This is a genomic window from Natrinema limicola JCM 13563, from assembly GCF_000337475.1.
Taxonomy (GTDB): domain Archaea; phylum Halobacteriota; class Halobacteria; order Halobacteriales; family Natrialbaceae; genus Natrinema; species Natrinema limicola.
Genome location: NZ_AOIT01000037.1, coordinates 1 through 11,272 on the forward strand (window position 1 = coordinate 1; position 11,272 = coordinate 11,272).

Annotated in this window: 8 protein-coding genes and 1 pseudogene; 4 read left to right on the forward strand and 5 right to left on the reverse strand. The window is 62.8% G+C overall.

The window, feature by feature from the left end:
* Positions 1-16 precede the first annotated feature (16 nt).
* Positions 17-2,024, forward strand: a pseudogene (locus C476_RS19810) (AMP-binding protein).
* A gap of 99 nt (positions 2,025-2,123) precedes the next feature.
* Here C476_RS19810 and C476_RS10455 read toward each other — a convergent pair.
* On the reverse strand, positions 2,124-2,954 hold the full coding sequence (locus tag C476_RS10455; protein ID WP_008012622.1) for an HpcH/HpaI aldolase/citrate lyase family protein: 831 nt from the start codon (positions 2,952-2,954) through the stop codon (positions 2,124-2,126).
* A gap of 903 nt (positions 2,955-3,857) precedes the next feature.
* Between C476_RS10455 and C476_RS10460 the strand changes: the two genes are divergently transcribed.
* On the forward strand, positions 3,858-4,610 hold the full coding sequence (locus C476_RS10460) for an IclR family transcriptional regulator (protein ID WP_008012623.1): 753 nt from the start codon (positions 3,858-3,860) through the stop codon (positions 4,608-4,610).
* Positions 4,611-4,636: 26 nt separating this feature from the next.
* Here the strand turns inward: C476_RS10460 and C476_RS10465 are convergent, their stop codons facing one another.
* From C476_RS10465 to C476_RS10475, 3 genes are all read right to left on the reverse strand, one after another.
* A complete protein-coding gene (locus C476_RS10465; protein WP_008012624.1) occupies positions 4,637-5,620 on the reverse strand; it encodes an LLM class flavin-dependent oxidoreductase in 984 nt (327 codons plus the stop codon).
* A gap of 220 nt (positions 5,621-5,840) precedes the next feature.
* Positions 5,841-6,629, reverse strand: a complete 789-nt coding sequence (locus C476_RS10470; RefSeq protein WP_008012625.1) for an enoyl-CoA hydratase/isomerase family protein — start codon at positions 6,627-6,629, stop codon at positions 5,841-5,843.
* A gap of 76 nt (positions 6,630-6,705) precedes the next feature.
* On the reverse strand, positions 6,706-8,262 hold the full coding sequence (locus tag C476_RS10475; protein ID WP_008012626.1) for an acyl CoA:acetate/3-ketoacid CoA transferase: 1,557 nt from the start codon (positions 8,260-8,262) through the stop codon (positions 6,706-6,708).
* Between the two features lie 136 nt (positions 8,263-8,398).
* Here C476_RS10475 and C476_RS10480 point away from each other — a divergent pair, with 136 nt between their 5' ends.
* Positions 8,399-9,523 (forward strand): acyl-CoA dehydrogenase family protein, encoded by a 1,125-nt coding sequence (locus C476_RS10480; protein ID WP_008012628.1) that lies wholly within the window; start codon positions 8,399-8,401, stop codon positions 9,521-9,523.
* A gap of 9 nt (positions 9,524-9,532) precedes the next feature.
* Here the strand turns inward: C476_RS10480 and C476_RS10485 are convergent, their stop codons facing one another.
* Positions 9,533-10,396 carry a 3-hydroxyacyl-CoA dehydrogenase family protein gene (locus C476_RS10485; RefSeq protein ID WP_008012630.1) on the reverse strand — a complete coding sequence of 288 codons (864 nt, stop codon included), beginning with the start codon at positions 10,394-10,396 and terminating at the stop codon, positions 9,533-9,535.
* A 130-nt stretch (positions 10,397-10,526) separates the two neighbouring features.
* Between C476_RS10485 and C476_RS10490 the strand changes: the two genes are divergently transcribed.
* Positions 10,527-11,272: thiolase family protein (locus C476_RS10490; protein ID WP_275039676.1), on the forward strand; the 746-nt coding region annotated here is incomplete at its 3' end.

Below are 11,272 nucleotides of genomic sequence, written 5' to 3' on the forward strand. Positions count from 1 at the left end.
GCCAGCCCGCTCAGAGATGTGTATAAGAGACAGGTTCTGGGACGAACTGATCGACTACCTCGGCCTCGAGTTTGACGAAGACTACGACCGTGTTCGGGACAACAGTGAGGGCCCGCAGTTCACCGATTGGTATCCCGGCGGCGAGCTCAACATCGCCCACAACACCGTCGACCGCCACGCGGCAGTCGACAGCGAGACGCGGAACACGGTCGCCTGCCTCTGGGAGGGCGAAGATGGCGAGGTACGAGAGATTACGTATCACGACCTTCACCGGCAGGCCAATCAAGTGGCCAACGCGCTCGAGGAACGCGGCATCGAGACTGGCGATACCGTGGGGCTCTACATGCCAATGGTGCCCGAGGTTATCGCGATCCTCTATGGCTGTTTCAAGGTCGGCGCGATCGCAGTCCCGATCTTCTCGGGTTTCGGCGTCGACGCGACGGCGACTCGAATCGCAGACGCGGAGTGTTCGGTCCTGTTTACAGGTGACGGCTTCCAGCGCCGTGGGAGCGATGTCCTCCTCAAAGAGAGCGCTGACGAGGCCATCGACGAGGCCGGCCACGTCGAGCACACCATCGTCTACGACCGGCTGGGCCACGTCGGGACCGACGAGATCCCCTGGGCCGACGCGCGAGACGAACGCTGGACCGACGCCATCACCTCCCAGGACGACACGTACGAGACGAAATCGCTCGCCTCGAGTCAGGAGTCGATGCTGCTGTACTCGTCGGGGACGACGGGGAAACCGAAGGGGATCGTCCNCCTCCCAGGACGACACGTACGAGACGAAATCGCTCGCCTCGAGTCAGGAGTCGATGCTGCTGTACTCGTCGGGGACGACGGGGAAACCGAAGGGGATCGTCCACACCCATGCCGGCGCGCTCGTCCAGCCGGCCAAGGAACTACACTTCGGGTTCGACCTCAAACCGGCCGATCGGTTCTTCTGGGTCTCCGATATCGGCTGGATGATGGGACCGTGGACGCTGATCGGCACGCACGCCTTCGGCGGGACCGTCGTCATGTACGAGGGCGCACCTGACTACCCCGAGCCCGATCGCTTCTGGGACCTGATCGACCGCCACGGGGTCACGCAGTTCGGGATCTCGCCGACCGCGATCCGCGCGTTGCGCAAGCACGGCACGCGTCAGACTACGTCTGACGAGTCATCCGGCTCCGCCGGAGCCGGAGATGATGAGTGGCTCGAGGGCCACGACCTCTCTTCCCTCCGAATCCTGGGGTCGACGGGGGAGCCGTGGGACCCCGAATCCTGGCAGTGGTTCTACGAGCACGTCGGCAGCAACGAGATTCCGATCATCAACATCTCCGGCGGCACCGAAATTATGGGCTGCTTTCTCATGCCGATGCCGACTCAGCCGCTGAAACCCTGTACGCTGGGCGGTCCTGGACTGGGGATGGATATCGACATCGTCGACCGCGCGGGGAACTCGGTCAAAGAGGACAACGAACGAGGCTACCTCGTTGCCAGGGACTCCTGTCCCTCGATGACCAAGTCGCTGTGGTCGGGCGACGAGCGCTATCTCGAGGAGTACTGGTCGACGTTCGAGGATCCGCCGCTGTGGGATCACGGCGACTGGGCCCAGAAGGACGAAGACGGCTTCTGGTTCCTCCACGGGCGCGCCGACGACGCACTGAACGTGGCCGGGCGGAAGGTCGGTCCCGCCGAAGTCGAGGGGGCGCTCATCGACCACGAAGCCGTCAATCAGGCCGCCGCCATCGGCGCGCCCGACGAGACGACAGGGACTGCCGTCGTCACCTACGTCATCCTCGAGAACGGATACGCGGAGACCGACGAGTTACGCGACGAACTGCGCACACAGGTCGGCGAGGAACTCGGGAAACCCTTCCGCCCCCGTGAGGTGCTGTTCGTCGACGAGTTCCCCAAAACGCAGTCGGGCAAGATCATCCGCCGGGCGGTCGAAGCGACCTACACCGGCGAGGATCTCGGAGATATGAGTAGTATCGAAAATCCGGATGCGCTCGAGGAGATCGAACAGGCGCGATAAGCGCTCCGGGCCCGTATCGTACGGGCTCCTGTCGGTCAGTGGCGGTCCAGCCGCGATCTGTCCTGCGGTTGTCCCGGGAACCCGGGACAGCAGACCGTTTCAGTTGTCAGTCTCGTCGGCGCGCTCGAGGATGCGTTCTGCCTGCGCGATGAGTGGTGCATCGATCATTTCACCGTCGACTTCGAACACACCCGTCTCCGCCCGATCACGGGCGGCGAGAACGCGTTCTGCCCACTCGATATCGTCGTCGCTGGGCGTGAACGCGTCGTTGATCACCGGCACTTGATCCGGATGGATCGCCATTTTGCCGTCGTACCCGAGTTGTCTGGCGAACGCAGTTTCCTCACGGAGGCCATCCGTATCCCCGTAGTCGGTGTAGACGATATCGATCGCGTCGATACCGGCGGCGCTGGCCGCGATCACCGTCCGCTCGCGCGCGTACAACACTTCTATCCCCTCGCTCGTGCGCGTCGCACCGATATCGGCCGCGAGGTCTTCGGCCCCGAACAGCAGCGCGTCAGTCGCGTCGACCGCGGCAATCTCGTCGGCCCGAAGGACGCCCGCTGCGGATTCAATCAGTGCTAACACTGGACAGGACCCGCCGGCTTCCTCGAGTCGCGCCTGCACCCGCTGGATGTCCGTCGCGTCTTCCGTTTTCGGCACCATGATGCTGTCCGGGCGTGACCCCTCGAGAATCGCCTCGAGGTCGGTCATCGCTCCCAGGCCGATCGGATTCACACGAACGGCGACTTCGCAGTCCGGATCGATCTCGTCGAGGACCTCGCGGACGGCCTCGCGTGCGTTGCGTTTATCCGCTGGTGCGACGGCATCCTCGAGGTCGAACACGACGACATCCGCGTTGCCCATCGCTGCCTTCCGCATGAGGTCGGGCTTATCGCCGGGTGAGAACAAGACACTTCGTCGAACCATACCACGGATGAGTATATCATATGACTAAATCGTATGGGTTCACAGACAGGCGAAGTAACGAGCGCGATCGAACGTGAGCGCATCGCTGTCGGGAAAGAGCGACGAATTATGAGAAATATTATATTTTATAACTGATGTTTAACCAGTAGTGTTTGAATATGAGAAGTGTTTTATATGTGAAACCTCGTTCAGTATTTCCGGCGCGTACAGCACGTGGCGTCTCGTTAAACGAGGAAGAAAAGCCTGAAAATTCCTCTTCTCTGGCAGTATCAAGGGTTGAACGAGAACCATGTCTGTGTCCATCTCCAGATAGTCTATTCGAGAGTACACTATTATCGAATATCATCTAATTCCGAGTAGAATAGTAATATAACAAAAGTATAGTAGCTATTTCAAAATCTATCTATCGGCGTGTGTCAAATGACATTCGCGATGATTGTAGAGTGATTCGCGTCAACTGGCCACTGTCAGTCTTCAGCCTATCCATTACAATCATATGGTTGTAAGTCTGCGAACAACGCGACCGAACGATCACCGACAACTGATCGGTCCGAAACAGATAATGACCAGATCCGGCTGGCATCTACTTTCGGCGGAGCCGAATGTAGGTATTTCAACGGAAACAACGCTCGAGCGACGTCGTTCCCACGAATAGTCGGCGATACCGGGTAAAACGCGTTTCATCACACTCGAAACGCAACGCGACGCTCGTTCGGCAAGCGCGCCGTGACGACAGCATGTGACAGCGACTGATGAATCCGGCAGTGTGCGATCGAGCGCGGTTGCACCGACACTGCCGACCGAGTTCGGTCTGCGCCCCCGTTCGCGATCGGCACAAAGTGATCGAAAAATCATTCGGGAGAGCCGAAACGCTTCTATGGACCCGGCCGAATGCACCGTGTAATGACGGGCGCGTCAAACCGATCGGTCGAACGGGCGTTCAGGATCGTCGATGAACTCGCGGAAAACGGCGGTGGGCGGGTCTCAGAACTCGCAGACCGTCTCGAGATGCCCGTCAGCACCGTCCACAACTATCTACAGGCGCTCGTCGAGACGGGCTATGTCACGGTTGAGGACAAGGAGTATTCGACGACGACTCGGTTTCTCGAGGTGGGCCACCGACAGCGCCACCGGCTGGAAGTGTTTCAAGCCGTCAGCGACGAACTGCAGGATATCGCAGCGGAGACTGGCGAACACGTGACGCTGATGGTCGAGGAGAACGACCAGTGCGTGATCGTCGCGGTCCAAGAAGGCCCAGATGCCGTCAATCTGTTCGCGTATCCCGGCGCGCGTATGCCGCTTCACGCGGCGGCTCCCGGAAAAGCCATTCTGGCACACATGTCCGACGACCGCGTTCAGGAGATCATCGACCGGCAGGGTCTCATCGAGATGACGAACCAGACGATCACGGACCCCGACGTGCTTTTCGACCAGCTCGAGGAGATCCGCGAACAGGGGTACGCCATCGACGAGGGCGAACGCATCGCGGGTATGGTCTGTATCTCTGCACCAGTGCTGGACAAAAGCGACGAGATTCGCGGGGCGATTTGTGTCTGTGGCCCACAGAGTCGCATCGACGAGGCGCGACGCGCAGAGATCGCCGATATCGTCAAGCGGTCGGCGAACGTGACGCAGGTCAACTTAGACTACGTCTAACCCGATCCTGATCGCTGGAACGACGATCAGTCGTCGGCGACCGGTGCCAGCTCCTCGATCGTGTCTTCGGCTACGTCGTCAGCAGCCTGCTCCGGAATCGTCACGAGCGGCCGGTCGACGATCGTCTCGGTGACCAGCTTGCGAAGCCGCTGTCGAGCTTCGGACGGCGTTCCGGCGACGCCGAGATCGTCGACCATCTCGTCGGTGACCAGCGCCGTCGCGTCGGCACGGTCGCCTGCCTGCCAGGCCTCGGCGACGCGTTCGACCTGCTCGGGGAACGCGGTGGCGATCGCCTTCCGGTAGCCCTCGGCGCTGCCCGCGTAGTACGCGATGTGACCGCGAACGGCGTCGTAGGCTTCGTCGGAATCTTCGCTGACAGCCGATGGGACGTACGGCGCGATCGTGATCTCCTCGGGGTCGCGATCGCGTTCTCGAGCACTCGTTTCGACGACCTCGAACGCCTCGTCGAGTTGGGAAAAGGGAATGTTGTGTGGCAGCCAGCCGTCACAGAGGCGGCCGACGACGCGACGGTTCGCCGGCCCGAGCGCCGCGTGATAGACGGGAACGTCCCGATCCAGCGGTGGGACGCCTGAGACGCTGACGAGTTCGCCATCGTAGTCGACTGGCTCGTCGTCGGTCAAGATCCGCTGAATGATCTCGATGGTCTCGTGGGACCGCCGAACCGGGCGCTCGAACGACTGTCCGTGGATGGTCTCGACGGCGGTGGGCGTGCTCGTGCCGACGCCGAGGGTCGCGCGACCGTCGGCGACACGGTCGAGCGTCGCGGCGGTCATCGCGAGGACGGCCGGCGTCCGCGAGAACACGTTGACGATGGCGGTGCCGAGTTCGACCTCGTCGGTCAGCGCGGCGATCTCGCTGAGTTTCACGACCGAACTCGAGCCCCACAGTTCGCCCATCCAGACGGAGTCATACCCCTGTGTTTCGGCGCTGATCGCGAGGTCGGTCGGGTCGTGTGAGCCGGTCCGCGGGATGACTACTCCGAGATGCATATTCGGTCAGTTCGACACACAGTGTGATAAAGTATCACGTTCATTGTCCCCGGTGGACACTACCACACAGAACGGACAGCGCACTCATACTGCCGGACAGAACTATGTGAAGATCAGTCGCTCTGCTACGGCCGTTACCGGTGGAGACGGCCGCGAATCCGCGACCGACTTCGTATTGACTGCTGTCCGACAGTATCACGTTCGCACCTGACTCGAACCGCTACCGACCGACGAAGTCGGGCTCGTCGTCGCCGAAAAAGGCCTCGAGGCCGCGCTCGTAGTCTTCGGTTCGTGTCGCAGCTGCGATGCCGTTCGTCTCCGCTGCGAGCTGTCGCTCGAGCGAGCGCTCGTAGCTGTCGGTCAGCAGGCGCGTCGTCGTTCCGAACGCCTGGGTCGGCCCCGCTGCAAGCTCGGCGGCGAGCTCGGCTAGCCGGTCGTCGAACTCGTCGCTGGGGACGACCTCGTTGGCCAGCCCCAGCTCGCGGGCTTCCTCGGGGCTGATGGGCTCGTCTTTCAGGACGAGTTCTTTGGCGGTCCGGAGTCCGACCAGCCGCGGCAGGAAAAACGTCGCGCCGCCGTCGCCGGTCAGGCCGATTCCCGGGTACGCGAACGTGAGCGTTGCGTCCTCGCCGAGGACAAGCAGATCCGGAAACAGCGCCAGGCTGAAGCCGATCCCGGCGGCGATACCGTTGACGCCGCCGACGACCGGTGTCTCCGCCCGATGGAACTGGACGATCGCCTCGTGGGCTCGGCCGGCCAGTTCCCGGATATGTGCCGCGTCGGAGTCATCGCCGGAGAGGGCCCCGAGATCGGCACCGGAGCCGAAGAAATCGCCCGCGTGCGTGAGAACGATACAGCGCGTCTCGGGATCCTCGCCGAGCGTCGTCGCCGCCGATACCAGTTCGTTTGCCATCTCGAGCGTGAGTGCGTTTCGACCGGCCGTGCTCTCGAGCGTGACCGTTGCGACGCTGTCGTCGTGATCAATCGAGAGGTTGTCGTATGCAACCATAGAACAGGTGTTCGAAGTAATCTCGCTTAACGGTTCCTGCTTCAAGCCACTGAGAGGGCTGGGGACTGGTCCCGACCTAAATCGCGTCGGTCAGGTCGAATGGCTCGTCGGCAAACAGCGCTGGATCCATCTCCGCGAGGTCGTCGGCCACGAGTGGCTCGAAGCCCATCGGGTCGATGACGTCCGCTTCGACGTCGATGCCGGGTGCGACTTCCGTGAGCTCGAGGCCCTCGGGAGTGAGTTCGAAGACGGCACGCTCGGTCACGTAGACGATCGGCTGGTCGATCTCGACGGCGTACTCGCCGCTGAAGGTGATCTGTTCGACCGAGTCGACGAACTTCGAGCTCGTTCCTTCCTGTTCGATCGAGAGCTCGCCGTCGCCGGCCTCGATCTCGAGGCCGTCGGTCGTCAGGGTGCCACAGAAGACGACCTTCTCGGCATTTTGAGTGATGTTGATGAACCCGCCACAGCCGGGCAGCTGCGAGCCGAACCGGCTGACGTTGATGTTGCCCATCGCATCAACCTGTGCCATGCCCAGAAAGCCCATATCGAGGCCGCCGCCGTCGTAGAAGTCGAACTGCTGGGTCGAAGAGACCAGCGCCTCGTGGTTGACCGCGGTCCCGAAGCTGATCCCGCCGGAGGCAGCGCCGCCGACCGGTCCCGACTCGACGGTCTGGGTGATCTCGTCGTCGGCGCCGCCCTCGGCTGCGACGACCGGGACGAGTTCCGGGACGCCAACGCCGAGGTTGATAACCGAATCCGGCTCGAGTTCCATCGCGGCCCGGCGGGCGATGATCGTCCGCTCGTCGATCGGGAGCGGCTCGAGATCGTCGTCAGTTGGCTGTTTGATTTCGCCGCTGTAAGCAGGGTTGTAGTCTTCCGCGTACGTCTGCTGGTGGTGACTCGACGGCGCTTCGACGACGGAATCGACCAGCACGCCGGGAACGACCACGTCGCGGGCGGTGAGCGTGCCCGACTCCGTGACGCGCTCGACCTGAGCGATCACGGTGCCGCCGGAGTTGTGGGCAGCCTGGGCCATCGCCAGCACGTTCGAGTCGAGGGCTTCCCGTTCCATGGTGATGTTGCCGTTCTCGTCGGCCGTCGTCCCCCGGATGATTGCGACGTCGATCGGCACCGAGTGATAGAAGAGATATTCCTCGCCGTCGATGGTCATGAGCTCGACGATATCCTCGTCGGTGATGTCGTTGGCCTTCGCGCCCTCTTGGCGCGGGTCGACGAACGTCCCCAGCCCGACGTGGCTGATCGTGCCGGGCTTGCCCGCGGCGGTGTCACGGAGCATGTGATCCATCACGCCGAAGGGCAGGTTGTAGGCCTCGATTTCGTTGTCGACGATTTTCTCCATCAGGTCGGGCGTAAAGCCCCAGTGGCTCGCGATCGTACACTCGAGCATGCCGTCCTGGACCAGATGTGAAAGCCCGTTACCCTGTCGATCGCCTTCTGCAGCGGGATGATAGATAGTGAGGTCACGCGGGTGATCCGTTTCGGCGTATCGCTCGCCGAGCGCCTCGAGCACGTATTCGGGAATCCCGACGGCGACGAAGCCGCCGACGCCGACCGTATCGCCGTCGTCGATACATTCGACTGCCGCTTCTCTAGACTGGCGAACTGTCATACGTACCCCTCTCGGGAGGCAGTATTTTTAGTTACCTATCTGGGCCACACCGGGGGCTCGAGCGGTAACACCGGCATCGACGAGGGTTGCATAACGGAATCGGACACTTTACTACCCCGCTCTCGAACACTCCGGTATGGAGCTGACAGCCGAGCAGCAGCTGATACAGGATACCGTCCGCGATTTCGTCGAGAAAGAGGTCGTCGAGACGGTCGACGAGCACGACGAGGCCCAGACGTTTCCGGAGGACGTCTGGGACGGGCTCGCGGAGCTCGATCTGACCGGGCTGACGGTCCCTGAAGAGTACGGCGGGTTCGACGCCGACGAAGTGACCTACAGCATCGTCAACGAGGAACTGGCACGCGGCCATCTGGCGGTCGCGACGGCGCTGTCGGTCCACTGTCTGGCCACCTCGTGTATCCGTCAGTTCGGTACCGACGAGCACAAAGACGAGTGGCTGCCGGAGATGGTCGACGGCCGCCCGGTCGGTGCGTTCGCGCTCTCGGAACCCGACGCTGGCTCGAACCCGGCCGAGATGAGCACCGAGGCCCGGCTCGAGGACGGCGAGTACGTCATCAACGGGAAGAAACAGTGGATCACGAACGGCAAGCGTGCGGGCGTCGTCATCCTGTTTGCCAAGACCGACCGCGACGACCCCAACACCGTGACGCAGTTTTTGGTGCCCAAGGACACGCCGGGACTCGAGGTCGGCAAGAAAGAGGACAAGCTCGGGCTGCGTGCGAGCGACACCACGACGCTCATCTTCGACGACGTGCGGATTCCCGAAGCGAATCGCCTGACGGAAGTCGGTGACGGGCTGAAGGCCGCGTTCTCGATCCTGACCGGTGGCCGGATCGCGATCGCAAGCCAGGCCGTCGGCGTCGCCCAGGCAGCCCTCGACGCCGCCGTGAGCTACGCTAACGAACGCGAGCAGTTCGGCGAGCCGATCATCGAGCATCAGGCGATCGCCCACAAGCTCGCGGACATGCAGACGAACGTTCAGGCTGCACGCCTGCTGACGCGTGACGCTGCCCAAAAGAACGACGCCGGGCTCGACCCACAGGCGGCGAGTATGGCGAAGTACTTCGCCAGCGAGACGGCCGTCGACGTCGCGGACGAGGCGGTGCAGGTCCACGGCGGCTACGGCTACACGAAGGACTTCGACGTCGAGCGCTACTACCGCGACGCCAAGATCACCACGATCTACGAGGGAACCTCTGAAATACAGAAGGAAGTTATCTCACGACACCTAGGCGAGTAGAACGAGGCGTTACTCGTAGTCGTAGAAGCCTTTCCCTGTCTTCTTGCCGAGTTCGCCGGCTTCGACCTTCCGCTTGAGCAGATAGGCCGGCTTGTAGCGGTCGCCTAACTCCTCGTGGAGCGTCTCGGAAGCGTGCAGACAGATGTCGAGGCCGATGTGGTCGGCGAGCGTCAGCGGCCCCATCGGAACGTTCGTGCCCAGTTCCATCCCCGCGTCGATGTCCTCTTTCGTCGCGACGCCCTCGTCGTAGGCCCGGATACCCTCGTTGATCCAGGGCATCAGGATGCGGTTGGTGACGAAGCCCGGCTTGTCGTCGGACTCCCAGGTCGTCTTCCCGAGGTCTTCGGCGAAGGCGTGGGCCAGCTCGGTGACCTCCTCGGCCGTCTTCTCGCCGGTGACGACCTCGACGCCCTCCATCACGGGCACCGGATTCATGAAGTGCAGGCCGATAACGTCCGCGGCCCGCTCGGTCGCGCTCGCGATCGACGTGATCGAGAGCGTACTCGTGTTCGTCGCGAGGACGGCGTCGTCCCGACAGATCTCGTCGAGGTCGGCGAAGATGTCGCGTTTGACCTCGAGATCCTCGAGGGCAGCTTCGACGACGACGTCACAGTCCGCGAGGTCGTCGAGTGCGGTCGTGCCCGTGATCCGGTCGCGGGCCGCGTCGGCCTCGTCCTGGGTGAGCGAGTCTCTGTTGACGAGTCGGCCGAGGCTGTCGTCGATCGTCTCGAAGCCGTTGTCGACGAACTCCTGTTCGATGTCGCGCATGACGACGTCGTAGCCCGCGGTTGCGGCGACCTGTGCGATACCACTGCCCATCGTGCCAGCGCCGACAACGCCGACACGGTCGATCGTCTCTAGGTCTGAAACCATCACTCTGTGGTGGTCGGACTGTCGTAGTAAATGTCCCGACTCTCGTCAGTGGCGGAAACGACAGTTGCAACGTGCGGTCGTCGTCCGACACAGCTATACCGCGCGAACTGATATGTGGTTCTGGTAGCTAATGTCGCAGGTACGACTCGCCGGAACAGGAATGACGTCGTTTGGATCGCATCCCGATCGGACGGGCAGGGACATGTTCGCGGAGGCCGGCCTCACCGCCCTCGAGGATGCCGGCGTCCCGGCCGCGGACGTCGACGAACTCTTCTATGGCAACTTCGTCGGCACCCTCTCGGAAGGGCAGGGCCACCAGGGACCGCTCATGGCGGAGGCGCTCGGGACGACCGCTCCCTCGCGCCGAATCGAAAGCGCGTGTGCCTCGAGCGGGCTTGCGGTCCATGACGCCGTCCGTGCGATCAGAAGCGGCGAGGCAGATGTCGTCGTCGCCGGCGGCATGGAGCGGATGACGAACATGGGCACGGCCGGAGCGACGAAGGGGCTGGCCGGCGCGGCCGACGACCTCTANGTCGTCGTCGCCGGCGGCATGGAGCGGATGACGAACATGGGCACGGCCGGAGCGACGAAGGGGCTGGCCGGCGCGGCCGACGACCTCTACGAAGTCCGGGCGGGCGTCACCTTCCCCGGCGCGTACGCGCTGATGGCGCGGGCCTACTTCGACGAGTACGGCGGGACTCACGAGGATCTGGCTCACATCGCGGTCAAAAACCACGACAACGCGCTGGTCAACGACCACGCCCACCTCCAGCAGGAGATCACAGTCGAGGAGGCACTCGGAGCCCCCGAAATCGCATCTCCCTTCACGCTCTATGACTCCTGTCCGATCAGCGACGGGGCGTCCGCGCTCGTGTT

Excerpts from the sequence above, each read along its gene's own strand:
- C476_RS10455 (WP_008012622.1), bottom strand. The coding sequence starts at position 2,954 with ATGGTTCGACGAAGTGTCTTGTTCTCACCCGGCGATAAGCCCGACCTC.
- C476_RS10460 (WP_008012623.1), top strand. The coding sequence starts at position 3,858 with ATGACGGGCGCGTCAAACCGATCGGTCGAACGGGCGTTCAGGATCGTC.
- C476_RS10465 (WP_008012624.1), bottom strand. The coding sequence starts at position 5,620 with ATGCATCTCGGAGTAGTCATCCCGCGGACCGGCTCACACGACCCGACC.
- C476_RS10470 (WP_008012625.1), bottom strand. The coding sequence starts at position 6,629 with ATGGTTGCATACGACAACCTCTCGATTGATCACGACGACAGCGTCGCA.
- C476_RS10475 (WP_008012626.1), bottom strand. The coding sequence starts at position 8,262 with ATGACAGTTCGCCAGTCTAGAGAAGCGGCAGTCGAATGTATCGACGAC.
- C476_RS10480 (WP_008012628.1), top strand. The coding sequence starts at position 8,399 with ATGGAGCTGACAGCCGAGCAGCAGCTGATACAGGATACCGTCCGCGAT.
- C476_RS10485 (WP_008012630.1), bottom strand. The coding sequence starts at position 10,396 with ATGGTTTCAGACCTAGAGACGATCGACCGTGTCGGCGTTGTCGGCGCT.